This window comes from Croceibacterium aestuarii, from assembly GCF_030657335.1.
Taxonomy (GTDB): domain Bacteria; phylum Pseudomonadota; class Alphaproteobacteria; order Sphingomonadales; family Sphingomonadaceae; genus Croceibacterium_B; species Croceibacterium_B aestuarii.
In genome coordinates, this window is sequence record NZ_CP131039.1 from 317,998 (window position 1) to 335,572 (window position 17,575).

At 66.1% G+C, this 17,575-nt stretch carries 19 protein-coding genes; 15 read left to right on the plus strand and 4 right to left on the minus strand.

Annotated elements, in window-relative coordinates; all coding sequences use genetic code 11:
• The first annotated feature begins 82 nt into the window (after positions 1-82).
• The 6 genes from Q7I88_RS01405 (at position 83) to Q7I88_RS01430 (ending at position 5,652) form a co-directional block, all read left to right on the plus strand.
• Positions 83-1,639 (plus strand): FAD-dependent monooxygenase, encoded by a 1,557-nt coding sequence (locus Q7I88_RS01405; RefSeq protein WP_305097257.1) that lies wholly within the window; start codon positions 83-85, stop codon positions 1,637-1,639.
• Positions 1,640-1,825: 186 nt separating this feature from the next.
• Positions 1,826-2,974: a flavodoxin-dependent (E)-4-hydroxy-3-methylbut-2-enyl-diphosphate synthase gene (gene ispG, locus Q7I88_RS01410; protein WP_305097258.1), complete on the plus strand. Its 1,149-nt coding sequence runs from the start codon at positions 1,826-1,828 to the stop codon at positions 2,972-2,974.
• An 18-nt stretch (positions 2,975-2,992) separates the two neighbouring features.
• A complete protein-coding gene (locus Q7I88_RS01415) occupies positions 2,993-3,553 on the plus strand; it encodes a manganese efflux pump MntP (protein ID WP_305097259.1) in 561 nt (186 codons plus the stop codon).
• Positions 3,554-3,648: 95 nt separating this feature from the next.
• On the plus strand, positions 3,649-4,170 hold the full coding sequence (locus tag Q7I88_RS01420) for a retropepsin-like aspartic protease family protein (protein WP_305097260.1): 522 nt from the start codon (positions 3,649-3,651) through the stop codon (positions 4,168-4,170).
• Between the two features lie 56 nt (positions 4,171-4,226).
• On the plus strand, positions 4,227-4,964 hold the full coding sequence (locus tag Q7I88_RS01425; protein ID WP_305097261.1) for a hypothetical protein: 738 nt from the start codon (positions 4,227-4,229) through the stop codon (positions 4,962-4,964).
• Between the two features lie 49 nt (positions 4,965-5,013).
• Positions 5,014-5,652 carry a murein L,D-transpeptidase catalytic domain-containing protein gene (locus Q7I88_RS01430; protein WP_305097262.1) on the plus strand — a complete coding sequence of 213 codons (639 nt, stop codon included), beginning with the start codon at positions 5,014-5,016 and terminating at the stop codon, positions 5,650-5,652.
• A gap of 65 nt (positions 5,653-5,717) precedes the next feature.
• On the opposite strand, the gene Q7I88_RS01435 is transcribed toward Q7I88_RS01430, so the two are convergent.
• From Q7I88_RS01435 to Q7I88_RS01450, 4 genes are all read right to left on the minus strand, one after another.
• The gene (locus Q7I88_RS01435) at positions 5,718-6,668 is read right to left on the minus strand and encodes a DUF8021 domain-containing protein (RefSeq protein WP_305097263.1); all 951 of its coding nucleotides are present in this window, start codon (positions 6,666-6,668) and stop codon (positions 5,718-5,720) included.
• A complete protein-coding gene (locus tag Q7I88_RS01440) occupies positions 6,665-8,140 on the minus strand; it encodes a carotenoid oxygenase family protein (RefSeq protein ID WP_305097264.1) in 1,476 nt (491 codons plus the stop codon). Before Q7I88_RS01440 ends, Q7I88_RS01435 begins: the two co-directional genes overlap by 4 nt.
• Positions 8,141-8,168: 28 nt before the next feature.
• Positions 8,169-8,447, minus strand: a complete 279-nt coding sequence (locus Q7I88_RS01445; RefSeq protein ID WP_305097265.1) for a hypothetical protein — start codon at positions 8,445-8,447, stop codon at positions 8,169-8,171.
• A gap of 82 nt (positions 8,448-8,529) precedes the next feature.
• The gene (locus Q7I88_RS01450; RefSeq protein ID WP_305097266.1) at positions 8,530-10,020 is read right to left on the minus strand and encodes a lignostilbene-alpha,beta-dioxygenase; all 1,491 of its coding nucleotides are present in this window, start codon (positions 10,018-10,020) and stop codon (positions 8,530-8,532) included.
• 84 nt (positions 10,021-10,104) lie between these two features.
• On the opposite strand from Q7I88_RS01450, the gene Q7I88_RS01455 reads away from it, so the two are divergent.
• From Q7I88_RS01455 to Q7I88_RS01495, 9 genes are all read left to right on the plus strand, one after another.
• A complete protein-coding gene (locus Q7I88_RS01455) occupies positions 10,105-10,557 on the plus strand; it encodes a Saro_0803 family transcriptional regulator (protein ID WP_305097267.1) in 453 nt (150 codons plus the stop codon).
• A gap of 31 nt (positions 10,558-10,588) precedes the next feature.
• A complete protein-coding gene (locus Q7I88_RS01460; protein WP_305097268.1) occupies positions 10,589-12,007 on the plus strand; it encodes an MFS transporter in 1,419 nt (472 codons plus the stop codon).
• 21 nt (positions 12,008-12,028) lie between these two features.
• Positions 12,029-13,141: an S-(hydroxymethyl)glutathione dehydrogenase/class III alcohol dehydrogenase gene (locus Q7I88_RS01465; protein ID WP_305097269.1), complete on the plus strand. Its 1,113-nt coding sequence runs from the start codon at positions 12,029-12,031 to the stop codon at positions 13,139-13,141.
• The gene (locus Q7I88_RS01470) at positions 13,141-13,497 is read left to right on the plus strand and encodes a cupin domain-containing protein (RefSeq protein ID WP_305097270.1); all 357 of its coding nucleotides are present in this window, start codon (positions 13,141-13,143) and stop codon (positions 13,495-13,497) included. Before Q7I88_RS01465 ends, Q7I88_RS01470 begins: the two co-directional genes overlap by 1 nt.
• Before the next feature lie 106 nt (positions 13,498-13,603).
• Positions 13,604-13,981, plus strand: a complete 378-nt coding sequence (locus Q7I88_RS01475; RefSeq protein ID WP_305097271.1) for a VOC family protein — start codon at positions 13,604-13,606, stop codon at positions 13,979-13,981.
• 27 nt (positions 13,982-14,008) lie between these two features.
• A complete protein-coding gene (locus tag Q7I88_RS01480; RefSeq protein ID WP_305097272.1) occupies positions 14,009-14,740 on the plus strand; it encodes a CPBP family intramembrane glutamic endopeptidase in 732 nt (243 codons plus the stop codon).
• A gap of 15 nt (positions 14,741-14,755) precedes the next feature.
• Entirely contained in the window at positions 14,756-15,592 is an 837-nt protein-coding gene (gene fghA, locus Q7I88_RS01485; protein ID WP_305097273.1) for an S-formylglutathione hydrolase, read from the plus strand.
• Positions 15,589-16,017, plus strand: coding sequence for an NAD(P)H-dependent oxidoreductase subunit E (locus Q7I88_RS01490; RefSeq protein ID WP_305097274.1), 429 nt, complete (start codon positions 15,589-15,591; stop codon positions 16,015-16,017). Before fghA ends, Q7I88_RS01490 begins: the two co-directional genes overlap by 4 nt.
• Entirely contained in the window at positions 16,017-17,573 is a 1,557-nt protein-coding gene (locus Q7I88_RS01495) for an NADH-ubiquinone oxidoreductase-F iron-sulfur binding region domain-containing protein (protein WP_305097275.1), read from the plus strand. Before Q7I88_RS01490 ends, Q7I88_RS01495 begins: the two co-directional genes overlap by 1 nt.
• The last annotated feature ends 2 nt before the right edge of the window (positions 17,574-17,575 follow it).

Consider the following 17,575-nt stretch of genomic DNA (forward strand, 5'->3'; position numbering starts at 1 on the left):
AAACGGCACAGATGGCGCCGGGGCGTTTCGGGATGGTCTCGGCCCAGCGGCTGCCATAGAGTCCGGCGTGGGAGAGAGCGACATGATCGATTGCCCGGTGCTGATCGTCGGGGGAAGCCTGGTCGGCTTGTCGGCGACCTGTTTCCTCGCCGCGCAGGGCGTTCGGCCCCTGGTGGTGGAGAAGCACGCCGGCACCTCGATCCATCCTCGCGCCGGCCATTTCCACCTCGGGACGATGGAAGCCTATCGCCGGATCGGCCTCGAGCAGGCGATCCTCGCCGCCAGTCGCGAGCAGTTCGGACCCGACGGCGGGATCAACCTCGTCGAATCGCTCGCCGGGCGCGAACTGGCGCAGTTCATTCCCGACATCAACGCAGGCGTTGAACCCTACAGCCCGAGCCGCCGCTTCTTCATGACCCAGCAGAGCCTCGAACCGCTGCTCCTGGCGCGGGCGCGCGAGCTCGGTGCACGCCTTTCCTACCAGACCGAGCTCACCGGTTTCGAGCAGGATGGCGAAGGCGTGCGCGCCGCGGTGCGCGACCTGGCAAGCGGCGAGGAGCGCGAAATCCGAACGCGCTACATGGTCGCCGCCGACGGCAACCGCAGCGCCGTGCGCAAGGCGCTCGGCATATCGACCAGCGGTCCGGGCTGGCTGTCGGATTCGATCACGATCTATTTCTCGGCCGACTGCCGCCCATGGCTCGAAGGGCGCAAGATGGGCGTGATCTACGTGAAGAACGCCGACCAACGCGGCTTCTTCCGCTTCGAGGCAGACGGCACGCGCGGTTTCCTGGCGGTCAACACGCTGGGCGATCTCGCGCTCCCGGGCGCGAAGGACGTTGCGGGCGACCTCTCGCCGGAGCGCTGCATCGCACTGGTCCGCTCGGCCGTCGGCGTGCCTGACCTCGCGGTCGAAATCGAAGACGTCGCCACTTGGAAGGCCGAGGCGATCTGCGCCGACCGCTGGCGCGAGGGCCGAGTGTTCCTCGCGGGGGACGCGGCGCACGTCGTGCCGCCGACCGGCGGCTTCGGCGGCAATACCGGCGTGCAGGATGCCGACAACCTGGCCTGGAAACTCGCGAAGGTGCTCGGCGGCGAGGCCGGCGAGGCCTTGCTGGACAGCTACGAAGCCGAGCGGAGCCCCGTCGCCCGCCTGACTGTCGAGCAGGCCTATGCCCGCTACATCCGCCGGGTCACGCCCGAGGAGATTACCCCCCAGACCCCGGAGATGATCGACGACCTGGCGATCGAGATCGGTCAGCTCTACCGCTCGAGCGCGATCATCGGCGGTCGCAGAGAGGGCGAGCCCGCGTGCCTGCACCCCGACGAGGCGCGCGGCCGATCGGGCGCCCGCGTGCCGCACGCCTGGCTCGCGGGCGGCCGCTCGACGCTCGATTGCGCGGGCGACGGCCTCGCGCTGCTGGCCGCCCCGCAGGCCGATGCATGGCTCACCGCCGCCGCGGACTTCGATCTGCCCCGCGTGACGCTCCCGACCGACGCTGCGCGGCAGTGCGGCCTTGGCGCGACCGGCGCCCTCCTCCTTCGGCCAGACGGCTTCGTCGCCTGGCGGAGCGATGAAGCGGACGATACCGCTCGCGCCCTGCGGCATGCGCTCGCCCGGTTGCTTCAGCGGGCGTAAAGCGGCGTTTTCCTACAGCGCGCAAAGCTGCTAGAGGCTCGCCGCGATGATCGATCTTGCAACAATCCATTCCGCACACGCCGGACGCCGCGCCGCTGGCGCGACGGGGGGCGATTTTTTTGCCCCTGGACCGTGTAACACGCGGTCCATGTGTGTCACCTTCACCGCACGAGCGGGTGGGCCCCGATGAGCGCGATTCGCCCCTGGCGCACGATCGAGCGGCGCAAGTCGCGTCAGATCATGGTCGGCAAGGTTCCCGTTGGCGGCGATGCGCCGATCACCGTGCAGACGATGACCAACACCCCGACCGAGGACGTCGGCGCGACGATCGACCAGATCCGCCGCTGCGAGGATGCCGGGTGCGACATCATCCGCGTCTCGTGCCCCACGGCAGAGGCGACGGCGAACTTCGACCAGATCGTCAAGGCCAGCAGCATCCCGATCGTTGCCGACATCCACTTCCACTACAAACGCGCGCTCGAAGCGGCCGACAAGGGCGCGGCGTGCCTGCGGATCAACCCCGGCAACATCGGCAGCAGCGAGCGCGTCGCCGAGGTGGTCCGCGCGGCCAAGGCCAACGGCTGCGCGATCCGCATTGGGGTCAACGCCGGCAGCCTCGAGAAGGACCTGCTCGAAAAGTATGGCGAGCCGTGCCCCGAAGCGCTGGTCGAGAGCGCGCTCGACCACATCAAGCTGCTGCAGGACCACGACTTCCACGAATACAAGGTGGCGGTGAAGGCCAGCGACGTATTCCTCGCGGTCGCCGCCTACATGGGTCTCGCCGATGCAGTCGATTGCCCCTTGCACCTCGGCATTACCGAGGCCGGCGGGCTGATCGGCGGCACGGTCAAGTCTTCCATCGGCATCGGCAACCTGCTGTGGGCGGGCATCGGCGACACCATCCGCGTCAGCCTCTCGGCCGAGCCCGAGCAGGAAGTGCGCGTCGGCTTCGAGATTCTCAAGAGCCTCGGCCTGCGCACCCGCGGCGTGCGCGTCGTCTCGTGCCCGAGCTGCGCGCGGCAAGGCTTCGACGTCATCCGCACGGTGCAAGCACTCGAAGAACGCCTGCAGCACATCAAGACCCCGCTTTCGCTCTCGGTCCTGGGCTGCGTGGTCAATGGGCCGGGCGAAGCGCGCGAGACCGACATCGGCCTGACCGGCGGCGGCGCGGGAAAGCACATGGTCTACCTCTCGGGCGTAACCGACCATCATGTGAAGGACGCCGACATGCTCGACCACATCGTCGCGCTGGTCGAGGCCAAGGCGGCGGAAATCGAGGACGGGATGAGCGATGCGGGAATGAGCGATACCGGGACCGCCGTTGCCGCCGAATAGCCGCCAAGCCGGAATTCGATGATCGCCGATTTGCTCGCCGCACTCGCACTGTCCGTCGCGCTGGCGATGGACGCCTTCGCCGTCGCGCTGACGCAGGGCGCGCGCTTTCGGCCGGGATGGAAGCAAGGCGCGGCGATCGCCCTGACCTTCGGTGCATTCCAGGGGCTGATGCCGCTCGCCGGCTGGCTCCTCGGCAGCTTCGCACTGGCCTATGTCGAGGCGTGGGACCACTGGATCGCCTTCGCGCTCCTGGCCTTCATCGGCGTGCAGATGATCCGGGCCAGCGACGACACCTACGAGACCGGCCTGCCCCCGCTGTCGGGCGCGGCCTTGCTGACGGCGGCAGTGGCGACGAGCATCGACGCCTTCGCCGCAGGGCTGACGCTGCCGGCGCTCGGAGTCCCGCCGCTCGCCGCCTGCGCCCTGATTGCGCTCGTGACCGCGGCGCTTTCCGGCGCGGCGCTACTCGTCGGCCGGCGCGCCGGAGACCGCTTCGGACGGCCGGCGGAGATCGCCGGCGGCGTGCTGCTGATCGTGCTGGGCGCAAGCATCGCCTTCGAACACGTCACCGCCGCCTGAGGTGCTCCGCGTCGTGAATGCCGACGAGCTCCACGAAGGGTCTCGCCGCGCCCGCTTTACGCTCGCTTAAGCCTGTCCGGGTACGATTGCCGCCCATGAAGTCGCTCGTCCCCTCCGTGCTGATCATCGGTGCCGTCGTCGGCTGGATCGGACCCGACCTGAGGGCGCCGGACAAGGCGGCGGCAAGTTCGGCTGCGTCCCTGGAACCGAAGGCTCAGCTCGAACTCGCCGCGGCGCCGAAGTGGTACGGCGGCGACATGCAGCTGCAGCGCGCGAACGACGGACACTTCTACGCCGGTGTCCGGGTGGACACGCGCGACTACCGCATGCTGGTCGATACCGGCGCCAGCATGGTCGCGCTGACCGGCGACGATGCCCGCAACATGGGGCTCGACTGGGATCCCGGCCACCTGGTCCCGGTAGCGCGCGGCGCCAGCGGCGCGGTGCTGGGCGTCCCGGTGCGACTGCGCGAAGTCGCTGTCGGCGATTTCGTCGCGCGCAACGTCGATGCGGTCATCATCCCCGACGGTCTCGCCGTCTCGTTGCTCGGACAAAGCTTCCTGTCGCATATCGACAAGGTCGAGATCGCCGGCGACACCCTGACCCTTTCCCAGTGACCCTGACCGCACCGAAACCAAGAATCGCTTAACTTCCGCCCGATAGAGTGCCGTCCATGACCATGTCAGGCCTCCTGCCGCAGCGCTGGCGCACCGGACCCGGCGACCCGCACCGGGCAGAGGCGCTCGCCGGAGTGCTCGACACGCCGCCGCTTGTCCCATCGGGCCAGGGCTTGACGCTGTGCGTCCGCATCGGAACGCAGCAACTGCTCCCGGCCCTCGTCGCACTCAAGAGCCTGCATGGCCGGCTCGGCCGCGGTCGCTGCATGGTGCTCGATGCCGGGACCCTGACCGGGGCCGACCGCGCGACACTGGCGCACCACCTCGGCGATCCTTCGATTGCCGCGCGCTCCTCGCTGCACCTCGACGGCTTCCCGCCGGACCATGGCTGGGAGCCGTTGCTCGCCGCGCTCGACGGGCGGGCCGACACGTATTGGCTGCTGGTCGATCCGCACGCCGTGGCGCTGGGCGAGGTGACCGACGTCGTCCGTGCGATCGCCGCGAACCGCAGCTTGTGCGGCCCCGGCCTGCTCGGCTTCGCCGCCGGTGGACCTGCCCGGCCGGACGCCGAACGGGTCCTCGCCGCCCAGGCGCGAACGAAGCTGGCGCCCCACGCGCTGCTGCTTGGCCGCGAAGCCGCGCCGATCCCGCTGCCCCCGGAACGCTACCGCGCCAACCCGGCGAAGAAGGACCTGCCGGCCTGCACCTTCGCCGCTTTCGGCAAACCCGGCCTGCGCTCCGCAGCCGCCCATGCCGCGGCCAGTTGCACTGCGCTTGCGACGCTCGGACGGTGACAGTGCATCATTCCGCGCCAACACGACGAATATTTGCTATGCAGGGTTCATGCTCAGGCGGACCGACAGCGTGAGAGTCAGCCGACGCGGCTTCATCGCCGCCAGCGCAGCGGCGGGCGGCGCTCTCGTCGTTCCAGCGCGGGTCTTCGCGCAGGCCTCGACCGCGAGCGAACGCGACCGCAAAATCCTCGACGTGGCGCGGCGCGAGGTCGAGCGCGCGGGCGATGTTCTGTGGCGCCGCGATGTCGCCGGCATCGCCGACTTCGGCCTTCACTCCGCGCAGCCCCGCTTCCACTTTGCCAATCTCGAGCAGGGCACCGTCACCAGCTACCTGGTCGCGCATGGCCTCGGTTCCGACCCCGAGCACGACGGCATGCTCAACTGGTTCTCGAACGAGGTGAACTCGAATGCCACCGCGCGTGGAGCCTACATTTCGTGGGAATGGTACAAGGGCAAATACGGCACCTCGATCCGCCTTGGCGGGCTCGATCCCGACAACACCAACACCTACGAACGCGCGATCGTAATGCACGCCGCCGACTACGCGGCGCCCGAACATGTCGAGAAATGGGGCCGCCTCGGCCGCTCGAACGGTTGTTTCGCGATGGCCCCCGACGACTTCATGTTTGCGCTGACCCGGCTTTCGGGCGGGCGCCTGGTCTACGCGGACAAGCTCGACATCGCCTGAACGTCAGGGTGGTTGGCGGTCCCGGTCTTATCCGCCCGTCTCCCGAGCGCCGGGGCGGTGAGCGATCAGCGGCCCTCCTTCGTCCAGGGCGAGACGGTGTAGTACGGCGCCTGGTAGAAGCCTGCGACGACTGCGGCGATGCAACCATCGGTCACCTTGAAGGCCTCGAGCAGGCCCCAGCTCTGCGGCTCCTGGAATACCGACTTGGTCTCGGTGCCGTCGGTCAGCTTGTAGGTGTCGAGCACGCCCTTGTGGTCGATGAACCCTCGGCCCAGCGCAATCTGCCGTGCCTCGTCGACCAGCACGATCTCGCGCCGGACGCGGTTGTTGAACAGGTAGCGGCCGGACTCGAAGCCCTGCTTGATGTCGTTGAACATCATCATGTTCTCGCGCCGCGTGGCGTGTTCGTGGAAGCAGGTCCCACGAATTTCGCCGTCGTTGTGCTGCAGGGTGTCGAAATAGCCGTTGGCATGGGCCGCAAGCTCCGCGCGGGTCAGCCGCTTCGCCGCCGGCTCGACCCGGTCGACCGTCGGATCGTAAGCGAAGCCTTCGATTTTGCCGATCGGAGTCGGCGGGCTCGACAGGTTGCGCGCGGTCGAGATGATGTGCTCGACTTCGGTGATCTTGCCGCCTGAGACTTTGAAACGGACGCTGAGGAAGCCGGGCACCTCGCGCTGGCGGATGGGTGCGAAGATGGCCGCCTGCTCGGTCGCCGGGTCGGACAGGGTCAGGACCGGACCAGGCATCTCGGTCACGGTGTCCCAGGTCCCGTCGGGGAACGGCATCTCGACGTTGTTCTCGGTGTAGCGCACGTGCGCAGCGAACGGCGCCTTGGAGGGATCGTGCGCGAGATAGGCGGCACGATATTGGTCGGCGATGCCCTCGAGGCAGGCCTTGTCGCAGGATCCGGCCGCACCGGCTACCGTGCTCGCGGCGAGCATGATCGCAGCGAGCAAGCCTTTCACCACAACTTGCTTCCTGCTCGCCCCTCCGCTCGCGTCCTTTCTACTGGTCATGCTCTGGCCTCCTTTTCGGCGAGGCCAAGATCCTCGGCGTCCCACCAGTATCCGTGCACCTGCGTCGAAGCGCGAAACGGCAAATAAACTCGGGCGATCTCCTCGAGCTTTTGGGCGTCAACTACGATGAGTTCGGTGCGCATTTCGGCCAGATCACTGGCCGTCCCGATCAGGTAACCATCGCCCTCCTGGCTGCTGCCGCGGCGAGGCACGAAGGTCAGTTCCTGCAGCGAATGGGTGTCGCCGGCGAAGAAGCTCTTCATCACCCCGTCCTCGAGATCGAAGCGGGCATAGGAGTTGACCGGCGCGCGGCCCACGTCCCCGCCCCGCTCCCGATCGAAAGGTTTCGACGGATCGGCAAACGTGGTGAAGGCATAGCGCTGCGGCAACGTGGTGTAGCGCTGGTCGACCTTGCCGAGATCGACGATCGAGGTGTCGAACAGCGTCTCCTCGCGCCAGCTGTCGTCCTTCGAGGAAAGGTCGAAGGTGTACTTGCGCACGAACGCCTGCGCCCGGCGGGGGTCCCACGGGCTGCCATCGATGTTCGGGAAGAACGGGAAGAAGTTGCCGTCCCAGAAGGGCGCCAGAAGGGTCACCTTGTCGCCCTCGCTCTGCGCGTTGAAGACGTGCATGAAGCAGCGTTCGGGGCCTTTGAACCACCTCAGGTCGCTGCCGTCGCCGTCGCGGCGCATGATGCCGATCATGCTGGGGCGGCTCCGATCCCATTGCCAGTGGATCTTGCCCGCCTTCAGCTGCTCCATATCGGTATAGTAGCAGGCGAAAGGGAAGATCACGTGGTCCTGCGTCAGCGCATAATCGTGGATCAGCGAGACGTAGGGCTGCTTGATGCGGATCTCGTGCTTGACGTTCCCTTGCTTGTCGACGCGGTAGAAGAACACGTCGTCGCTGGCGAGGCCGGTGGCTTCGTAGCCGAAGGCGTAAAGATCGCCGGTCAGCGGGTCCCACTTCGGGTGCGCGGTGAAGGTCTGGCTCTTCCAGCCGCCGCCAAAATCATGGAACCCGATCGTCTCGAGCGTGACCGGGTCGATCTCGATCGGCAGGGCATCTTCCTTGAGCGTAAAAAGCTTGCCGGCGTGGACCATCGGCGCGGTGTTCGAGACAGTGCCGTTCACTCCTTTCGCCGCCGGGTCGTCGGTGAAAGGATTTCGGTAAAGTCCGAACAGGTTCCTGCCCGCAGCCAGATTCGCCTCATAGCGCGGGGTGCGCACGTACCTGCCCTGATAAGAGACGCGCCCGTTCTTGAAACGGAATTTCGAAACATAACCGTCCGAATGCAGCGGGGCGTCGTTCGGCAGCAGCGGCGGGTAGAGAAACTCGCCGCCGACCCGCATAAAAACGCCATCCATGTCGGCCGGGATCGTTCCCGACACCTCGCAATCTGCGACCGTGCCCTCGAATCGCTGGGGCGCGAAGAAGCCGTCTGTCAGCGTACCGTCGAATACCTTCACCATGATCGCGCTCTCCCGTGGCGATGCCCTGTCACAGCGCGAACCCGGCGGCGATCCGCTCGGCCTCGCTCATGCGCGACGTCCGGCCGGTCCCGCGATAGCCGCCAGGCCGCCGATAGGGCGGCAGGGTGGCGCTGGGATCGGCCATAAGCCCGTCGTTGAAATAGGCGACAACCGCACCGGTCGGCCGCTCCGACCCCGGCGCGCCCGGCAGCCGGGCACCGAGCGGGCCTGCAAGCCCTGCAGCCAACCCGAATCCGCCGAGAGCGAGCAAGGCGGTTCGCCTGGTGCATCCGGTCCGGTCAGCCATCCGCTACTCCCTCGCCCCCCCCTGTCATTCCGGGGCTAGGCCTGATCATTGTCACCTTGCTCGCACGCGGGCTGGCAAAACGCTATGCGTTTTCAAGTTCTTTCGACTTCGCCAGACCAATGTCCTCGCTGCGGGCGAAATTGCCGTGCAGGCCGAAGCGAAGGCGAATCGGGATGTGCACCGTGGCCAACGGTCCTTTTTCGATGTCGAGTGCATCGAAGATCAGAAGATCGGTGTTGCGGTTCTCGAGTCGGTTGCACAGCATGACGATCCAGCCATCGCCCTCGGGCGCGTCGGGGGTACGCGGAATGAAGCAGGGTTCCTGAAGCGAGGAGACCGGACCGCACCACCAGTGCTTTTCTTCGCCGCTCTCCAGGTCTTTGAGGAACAGGCAGTTCATCAGGAAACCGCCGGCGCTGCCGCCCTTGAGCTCGTTGGGCCGGCTCATGTCCATTTCGAGCCCCCAGGCGTAGCGATTCTTCACGCCGGTGAAGCGATCGTCGATCCGCGGGAACTCGCTGGCGGTGTCGGTGAGCTGCTTGATTTCGTCGAACTCGTCGCCGTTGCTGGCCATGTCCACCGTCCAGCGGGTCAGCTTGCTCATCGCCTCGGCTCCGTTGAACGGCGCGCCGTGGATGTCGGGGAAGAACGGGAACATGTTGTTCTTCGCCTCGGGGATGACGAAGTGGACCTTGGTCCCTTCCTGCCAGGCGTTGACCACGTGACTGGCAAAGCAGTTGTCGCGCTTGAACCAGCGAATGTCCTCGTCCTTCAGGTCGTCGCGGCGCGGGATGATGCCGAGGTAGACCGGTTTGGTAGTGTCGAAGGCGAAGTGCTCGCGCTTCTGTTCGAGATATTCCCAGCTGCTGGTCGAGGGGACGATGTGCAGCACGAGGTAATCTTCGGTAATCGCGAAATCGTGCATCATGCAGTAATAGGGGACCTTGAACCACTTCTCGCGCACGAGGTTACCCTCGGGATCGACCTCCATGTAGGAGACGTCGTCCGAACACAGGCCGCTGGCGGCATAGCCGATGGCGACCATGTTGCCGGTGGCGGGGTCGATCTTCGGATGCGCGGTGAAAGTCTGGCTCTTCATTGCCCCTTCCCATGTCTCGAAAGCCTCGGTTTCGAGCGTCACGGGGTCCATGATCAGTGCCGGCGAATCCTCCTTCATCGCCCATAGCTTCCCGGCGTAGACCCAGGCGTTGGTGTTGGCGGTCGAGCGGATCATGCCCTTGACGCTCGGATCGTCGGTGAGCGGGTTGCGGTACCTGCCGAACAGCCCGTGTCCGGCCTCTCGTTCGGCCTTCCACTTGTCGGTGTGCGCCCAGCGCTGGCGGAAATCGACCTGCCCGTCGTGGATATGAAAGCGGGTGATCATCCCGTCGCCGTTGAAGGCGATGTCGTCGCCCAGCATCGGCGGGAACTGCGGGTCCGGCTGGACGCGAAAAAACGCGCCGTCGATCTCAGGGGGGATCGTCCCTTCGTAAGCCAGGTCTTCGATATCCGCCTCGATCCTGCTCGGCGTGTTGAAGCCGGTGAAATTGGGTGTGTCGGGAAACTGGGCCATGTATCGAGTCCTCTCCTTGCGAAGAATTGTATGCTCCACTAACAAATAGGCAAGCACGACAAGAGGCGTGGGGATAGGATCGCAGTGCCGACGGCCGCATTGACCGAGGACAACGAAGACGACATCGGCGAACTGGCCGATATCGTCGGCTTTCACATCCGCCTGGCGCACGTCGCGGTCTACCGTCATTTTACCGAAACTTTTTCGAATCTCGACCTGACCCAGAAGCAGGTCAGCGTGCTGTGGCTGGTCGACGACCACCCGGCGATTTCGCAGATCGACGTCGGCCGCCGGCTACGGATGGACCGGGCCACGACCATGACCATCGTCAACCGGTTGCAGGGCCGCGACTTCCTGCGCCGCGAGCGCTCCGAGAGCGACGGACGTAAGCAGGCGCTGTATTTGACCGACGAGGGCCGCGACGCCCTGTCCGGTGCAAAAAGCTGCATCGCTGAACACGAGGCCTGGTTGAAGAGCCGCTTCAGTGCCGCAGAAACCGAAAAACTGGTGGAAATGCTCGCGCGAATCCACGAATGACCGAGCATTCCAGGGAGAGGAACTAAACCAAATGGCCGGACCCGCCGCAGTCGCGAACCCCATAGCAGCCATCAACGACACGCCCATGGGCGCGCGGCAATGGATTGTCGTGTTCCTGATGATCTTCCTCAATGCGCTCGACGGCTTCGATGTGCTTTCGAGCGCCTTTGCGGCGCCGGGCATCACGAAGGAATGGGGCATTCCGCGTTCCGAGCTGGGCATCGTCCTTTCGGCCGAGCTCGTCGGCATGGGCTTCGGCTCGGTAATCCTTGGCGGCATGGCCGACCGCTATGGTCGGAAGAGCACCATGCTGGTGTGCCTCGCGATCATGACCGCGGGCATGTGGCTGGCCCATGCAGCGACCGGAGTGACCGAGCTGACCGCCTGGCGCTTCATGACCGGCCTGGGCATCGGCGGCATGCTGGCGGCGACCAACGCGGTCACTGCCGAAAGCTCGAGCAAGGCGAGCCGCAGCATCGCCATGGCGCTCTACGTCATCGGCTACCCGGTCGGCGGCGTGATCGGCGGCTTTGCAGCGCAGGGCTGGCTTCTGGTTCCCGGCCAGGACCCGTTCTTCCTCGGCGTCGGCGGCGTCGGCGTCAGTTTCGAACTCGGCAGCTGGCGTTCGGTGTTCCTGTTCGGAGCCGTGGTCACCGCGGCCATGATCCCGCTGGTCATGCTGCTGGTGCCCGAGACCCCGGCCTATTTCCTGGCCCGCCGCCCCGAGGGGGCGCTGGCCAAGATCAATCGCTCGCTCAAGGCCTTCGCCAAGCAGCCGATCGCGGAAATCCCCCCCGCACCCAGCGCGGCGGACAAGCCCAAGGTTACCGACATCCTGGCCAATCCGCGCCTGCGCCCGGTCACGCTGATGCTGGCCTTCGGCTACATGTTCCACACGCTGACCTTCTATTACATCCTCAAGTTCGCGGTGCAGATCGTCGCCGACACCGGATTCAGTCAGCCCGACGCGGCAAGTACGCTGACCTATGCCAACATCGGCGGTGCTATCGGCGGCGCGCTCTTCGGACTGTTCCTCAAGAAGTTCGACATCAAGGGCCCAACCATAGGCGCCTGCGTGCTCGGGGTGATCGCGGTGGCGTGGTTCGGGCTGGGGCACGGCACGTTGGGCGCATGGCGCCTGGCGGCGTTCTTCACGATGTTCTTCCTCAACGCCGCGATTGTCGGATACTACGCCGCTTTCGCCCGCGGTTTCCCGGCCTATGCCCGGGCGACGGGCACCGGTTTCGTGCTCGGCGTCGGCCGGGCCGGCGCCGCGGGTTCGCCGATCATCGCCGGCTATCTTTTCACGGCGCTGGGCAACGACAACCTGCTGGCCGTTTCGCTGATCATGTGCCTTGGCGCGTTGCTGGGAGCGGTTCTGGTCTGGATGGTACCGCTGCGCGATGCCGACGCCGACCTCGAGGCCCTGGCGGCCCAGCCCATCGACTGACCTGACGGAGACAAGACCGAAATGAAGACCCGTGCCGCCGTAGCTTTCGAAGCCAAGAAGCCGCTCGAGATCGTCGAACTCGACCTCGAAGGCCCGAAGGAAGGCGAGGTGCTGGTCGAGATCATGGCGACCGGCATCTGCCACACAGATGCCTATACGCTCGACGGGCTCGACTCCGAGGGCATTTTCCCGAGCGTGCTTGGCCACGAGGGCGCGGGCGTCGTGCGCGAGGTTGGTCCGGGGGTGACTTCGGTCAAGCAGGGCGACCACGTGATCCCGCTTTACACCCCGGAATGCCGGCAGTGTAAGTCGTGCCTCTCAGGCAAAACCAACCTGTGCACCGCGATCCGCGCGACGCAGGGCAAGGGGCTGATGCCCGACGGGACCAGCCGTTTCTCGTACAAGGGCGAGACGATCTACCACTACATGGGCTGTTCGACCTTCTCGAACTTCACCGTGCTGCCCGAGATCGCCGTCGCCAAGATCCGCGAAGACGCCCCGTTCAAGACAAGTTGCTACATTGGCTGCGGGGTGACCACGGGCGTGGGCGCAGTGACCAACACCGCCAAGGTGCAGGTGGGCGACAATGTCGTGGTGTTCGGCCTCGGCGGGATCGGGCTCAACGTGATCCAGGGCGCCAGGCTCGCCGGGGCGAACAAGATCATCGGCATCGACATCAACCCCGAGCGCGAGGAATGGGGCCGCCAGTTCGGCATGACCGACTTCCTCAACACCAAGGGGATGAGCCGCGACGAGATCGTCGCCAAGGTCGTCGAGATGACCGACGGCGGGGCAGACTATACCTTCGACGCGACCGGCAACACCGAGGTTATGCGCACCGCGCTCGAATGTTGCCACCGGGGCTGGGGCACCTCGATCATCATCGGCGTGGCCGAAGCCGGCAAGGAAATCGCCACCCGCCCGTTCCAGCTCGTCACCGGCCGCAACTGGCGCGGGACCGCATTCGGCGGGGCCAAGGGGAGGACCGACGTGCCCAAGATCGTCGACTGGTACATGGACGGCAAGATCCAGATCGACCCGATGATCACCCACGTGCTTTCGCTCGAGGAGATCAACAAGGGCTTCGACCTCATGCATGCGGGCGAAAGCATTCGCAGCGTCGTCGTGTTCTAATGCCCGAGGAGATCAATCTCGCCGGGAAGTTTGCGCTTATCGACGAGCATTGGTCTCCGCGGCTCGCCGCTCGCTACAACGGCAACGAGGTTCGACCAGCCAAGGCCTCGGGCGATTTCCATTGGCACAGCCACCCAGACACCGACGAACTGTTCCTTGTCGTCGAGGGGCACCTCGAAATCGATTTCCGCGAGCGCACCGCCCGCCTCGCCCCGGGGGACATGATCGTCGTGCCGCGCGGCACCGAACACCGCCCGCGCGTGCCGCAGGGCGAAGTGAGCATGCTGGTGATCGATGCGGAGGGCACGCCGAACACCGGCGACCCGGGAACGGCGAAAGTCGTCACCGCGATCTAGCGAGGAATGGGAATTTCGGTCTTTCACAAGTCCGAAATTTTCGTCTATGCGATGAACAACCGCGACGCGCGGGCGATTCCGTGCGCGCCTGAGAGGAGAAAGCCCCATGTTCACCCACGTTTTCCTTGGTTCGAACGACGTCGAGCGCAGCCGCAAGTTCTACGATCCGGTGATGGACGTGCTCGGCTACAAGAATGTCGCCCCGCCGGAAGCCGGCCGACTGATCTACGCCGGCCCGCAGGGCACTTTCATCGTCGCCCCTCCGCTCAACGGCGAGCCTGCGACGGTATCGAACGGCCATACGCTCGGGTTCGCAGCGCCGGATGACGAGACCGTGGTGAAGTTCCACGATGTCGGCGTCGCCAATGGCGGCACCGACGAGGGCGGCCCGGGTCCGCGCGAGGCGGCTCCCAACCAGTCGCACGGCGCTTACCTGCGCGACCCCGACGGTAACAAGATCTGCTGCTTCCACATGCGCCACTAAGCGGCCTGGACCGCCCCGAACCGAGCCATGAGCACTGCCGTTGCCTTGATCCTGTTCGCCTGCTGGTGGCTGCCGCCGCTGGTGCTGGCGCTCGTACTCAAGGTAACGCGGCAGACGCATCTGGACTGGCGCTGGTTCGGCGCCGCGGCGGCAACTTATGCGATCTATTCGCTGGCCGGGCACTGGACCCTGCCCGCGGACGTCGCCTCGCTTCCGGCCGAGGCGCGGTGGTACAGCCGGATTGCCCAGCTCGTGACCGGCGCAGTCATCGCCTTTGCGCTGTGGAAACGGCACCGCCTGCTGGACGCCAAGGGCCTCGGCCTGACGCTCAGGCAGAACCCCGGCTCGCTGAAGTGGTCGCTGCTCGGGCTCGTGCTGCTCGTCGCGCTCGGCCTGATGCCGGGCGGTATGGACGCCGGCTCTGGCGACGTGCCGGGGCCGCTCGGCTGGCTCTATCACCTGACCCTGCCGGGCATCGAGGAAGAGCTGATGTACCGCGGACTCGAAGTTTCGCTGCTCTCCGCCGCGCTCGGCGGCACGGCCAAGGCGATCGGCTGGGCTGCGGTCATGGCGACGATGGTCTTTGCCCTCGCTCACGGGATTTTTCCCAGCGGCGGGCAAATTGGCGTAAACGTGTTCATGATCGCGTATGTTGCCGCGGCAGGAACCATCCTGATGGGCATGCGCCTAAGGAGTGGCAGCCTGGTTCTGCCGGCCGTGGGCCACAATCTCATCGGCCTGGCGATGCGGCTGGCCTAAGGAGACAGACGGATAATGGAACGGGTCAGCAATTCGATGTGCTTCGGCGGCAGCCAGGGGGTCTATACCCACCATAGCTCCGCCACCGGCACGCCGATGACCTTCCAGGTTTTCATACCCGAGCATCGCACCACCGAAGCACTGCCTGTGCTGTGGTACCTTTCGGGCCTGACCTGCACCCATGCGAACGCGATGGAGAAAGGCCATTACCAGCGCGCCTGCGCCGAGCACGGGGTGGCGCTTATCGGCCCCGACACCTCGCCGCGCGGCGATATCGTACCGGACGACGAAGCCTACGACTTCGGCAAGGGCGCGGGCTTTTATGTCGATGCGACGCAGGAGCCGTGGAAGGCGAACTACCGGATGAGGAGCTACGTCGAGCGCGAATTGCCCGAGCTCGTCGCCGACGCGTTTCCGATGCTCGACCTGTCGCGGCAGGGCATCACCGGCCATTCGATGGGTGGGCACGGCGCGCTGACGGTAAGCTTGCGCAACCCGGGGCGCTTCCGCTCGACCAGCGCCTTCGCGCCCATCGTCAGCCCGATACATGTGCCGTGGGGCGAGAAGGCGCTCGGCGGGTATCTCGGCGAGGACAGGGCGGCCTGGCGCGAATACGATGCCTGCGCGCTGATCGAGGACGGTGCCCGCCTGCCCGACTTGCTGGTCGACCAAGGTCGCGCCGACCAGTTCCTCGAAGACCAGCTCAAGACTCACCTGCTCGAAGAGGCCTGTCGCGAGGCCGACATCCCTCACGAGATCCGGCTCCACGAAGGGTACGACCATTCGTATTTCTTCATTTCCACATTCATCGCAGACCACGTCGCCTGGCACGCAGAGAGGCTGAAGGCATGAGTTCGAAATCCGAAAAAATCGGCGAGATCGTCGCCCAGCATCACGGCCGCGAAGGACCCCTGCTGCCGATCCTGCACGACGTGCAGGCCGAGTTCGGCTGCGTCGATGCCGAGAGTGAGGCGCTGATCGCCAAGGGCCTCAACCTGAGCCGCGCGGACGTGCACGGGGTGGTCAGCTTTTATCACGATTTCACCCCCGAGCCTGAGCTACGCCCGGTCGTGCAGATCTGCCGCGCCGAGGCCTGCAAGGCACGCGGCGTCGAAGAGATCATGGACCAGGCCCGCGCCGCCGCCGGCGATCGCGTCAAGCTTCACACGGTCTATTGCCTCGGCCTGTGCAGCGTCGGCCCCAGCGCCCGCGTCGGCGATACCCTCCACGCCCGGCTCGACGGCCCGGCGCTGGCCAAAGTAATCGAGGACGCGTGATGTCTGAGCAACGCCTTGTGAAGATTTCCGACGACGCCCTGGCCCGCGCGCTGGGCGCCGACAAGCTCACCGCCGCCTTCGAGAAGAAGGGCTGCGAGGTCCACCGCACCTCGAGTTGGGGCATGCAGTGGCTTGAGCCGATGGTCGAGATCGACGGCATCGGCTGGGGCCCGGCGACTCTCGAGGACGTCGACGATATCCTCGATGGCGGGGCCGACGAGATCTGCATCGGGCGGATCGACGCTCACCCGTTCATTTCCCGCCAGCAGCGCCTGACCTTCGCCCGCGCGGGCAAGACCCGTCCGACGAGCATGGAAGACTACGAGGCGACCGGCGGGTGGGCTGGGCTGCGCCGGGCGAAAGAGATCGGCAGTGAGGCAATCCTCGCCGAGGTCACTCAGTCGGGCCTGCGCGGCCGCGGCGGGGCAGGCTTCCCGGCGGGCATCAAGTGGCAGACTGTGGCCCGGGCGCCGGGGGCGCAGAAATACATCGTCTGCAACGCCGACGAGGGCGACAGCGGCACTTTTGCCGACCGCATGGTGATGGAGGGCGACCCCTTCCTGCTAATCGAGGGCATGGCGATTGCCGGCGCTGCGGTGGGAGCGGACCAGGGCTATATCTATATCCGCAGCGAGTACCCCGACGCCATCCGCAAGATGAACGAAGCGCTCGAAAAGTGCCGGGACACCATTGCTCCCTTCCGCTGCGAAGTCCGCGTCGGCGCGGGCGCCTACGTCTGCGGCGAGGAAACTTCGCTGCTCAACAGTCTCGAGGGCAAACGCGGCGAAGTGCGCGCCAAGCCGCCGCTGCCGGCGCTCGAGGGCGCGTTCGGCAAGCCCACGGTGGTCAACAACGTGCTGACCCTGGCGGCCGTCCCGCACATCCTGACCGAGGGCGGGTCCTCGCTTTACGACAGTCTCGGCATCGAGCGCTCGAAGGGCACCATGCCGATCCAGCTGGCCGGCAACATCAAGCACGGTGGGCTGTTCGAAATCGCCTTCGGCATCACGCTCGGCGAACTCGTCTACGAGATCGGCGGCGGCACCGAGAGCGGCCGCCCGGTCAAGGCGGTGCAGGTCGGCGGCCCGCTCGGCGCCTACATCCATCCAGACCAGTTCGACATCAAGTTCGACTACGAGGAATATACCGCCGCCGACGCGTTGATCGGCCACGGCGGCATCACCGTCTTCGACGACACGGCCGACATGGGTGCGATGGCGCGCTTTGCTATGGAGTTCTGTGCTGCCGAGAGCTGCGGCAAGTGCACCCCGTGCCGCATCGGCGCGACGCGCGGAGTCGAGATTATCGACCGCATCCGTGCAGGCGGCCGCGCGCCCGACGAGATTGAGCGCGCCCCGCAGATGCACAACGCCCCGCGCCACGGGCGCAGCGCAGGCGACGAGATCGGACTGCTGACCGACCTGTGCGAGACGATGAAGTTCGGCTCGCTCTGTGCACTCGGCGGCTTCACCCCCTACCCGGTAATGAGCGCGCTCAAGAACTGGCCGAAGGATTTCACCGGCAAGACTTCCGCCGAGACGGAAACGGCGGAGTGATG

Bases quoted from the DNA above. Each gene is read 5' to 3' on its own strand.
- Q7I88_RS01475 (WP_305097271.1), top strand. From the start codon at position 13,604: ATGTTCACCCACGTTTTCCTTGGTTCGAACGACGTCGAGCGCAGCCGC.
- Q7I88_RS01460 (WP_305097268.1), top strand. From the start codon at position 10,589: ATGGCCGGACCCGCCGCAGTCGCGAACCCCATAGCAGCCATCAACGAC.
- Q7I88_RS01480 (WP_305097272.1), top strand. From the start codon at position 14,009: ATGAGCACTGCCGTTGCCTTGATCCTGTTCGCCTGCTGGTGGCTGCCG.
- Q7I88_RS01405 (WP_305097257.1), top strand. From the start codon at position 83: ATGATCGATTGCCCGGTGCTGATCGTCGGGGGAAGCCTGGTCGGCTTG.
- Q7I88_RS01470 (WP_305097270.1), top strand. From the start codon at position 13,141: ATGCCCGAGGAGATCAATCTCGCCGGGAAGTTTGCGCTTATCGACGAG.
- Q7I88_RS01440 (WP_305097264.1), bottom strand. From the start codon at position 8,140: ATGGTGAAGGTATTCGACGGTACGCTGACAGACGGCTTCTTCGCGCCC.
- Q7I88_RS01490 (WP_305097274.1), top strand. From the start codon at position 15,589: ATGAGTTCGAAATCCGAAAAAATCGGCGAGATCGTCGCCCAGCATCAC.
- Q7I88_RS01445 (WP_305097265.1), bottom strand. From the start codon at position 8,447: ATGGCTGACCGGACCGGATGCACCAGGCGAACCGCCTTGCTCGCTCTC.
- Q7I88_RS01435 (WP_305097263.1), bottom strand. From the start codon at position 6,668: ATGACCAGTAGAAAGGACGCGAGCGGAGGGGCGAGCAGGAAGCAAGTT.
- Q7I88_RS01430 (WP_305097262.1), top strand. From the start codon at position 5,014: ATGCTCAGGCGGACCGACAGCGTGAGAGTCAGCCGACGCGGCTTCATC.
- ispG (WP_305097258.1), top strand. From the start codon at position 1,826: ATGAGCGCGATTCGCCCCTGGCGCACGATCGAGCGGCGCAAGTCGCGT.
- Q7I88_RS01420 (WP_305097260.1), top strand. From the start codon at position 3,649: ATGAAGTCGCTCGTCCCCTCCGTGCTGATCATCGGTGCCGTCGTCGGC.
- Q7I88_RS01495 (WP_305097275.1), top strand. From the start codon at position 16,017: ATGTCTGAGCAACGCCTTGTGAAGATTTCCGACGACGCCCTGGCCCGC.
- fghA (WP_305097273.1), top strand. From the start codon at position 14,756: ATGGAACGGGTCAGCAATTCGATGTGCTTCGGCGGCAGCCAGGGGGTC.
- Q7I88_RS01450 (WP_305097266.1), bottom strand. From the start codon at position 10,020: ATGGCCCAGTTTCCCGACACACCCAATTTCACCGGCTTCAACACGCCG.
- Q7I88_RS01425 (WP_305097261.1), top strand. From the start codon at position 4,227: ATGACCATGTCAGGCCTCCTGCCGCAGCGCTGGCGCACCGGACCCGGC.
- Q7I88_RS01465 (WP_305097269.1), top strand. From the start codon at position 12,029: ATGAAGACCCGTGCCGCCGTAGCTTTCGAAGCCAAGAAGCCGCTCGAG.
- Q7I88_RS01415 (WP_305097259.1), top strand. From the start codon at position 2,993: ATGATCGCCGATTTGCTCGCCGCACTCGCACTGTCCGTCGCGCTGGCG.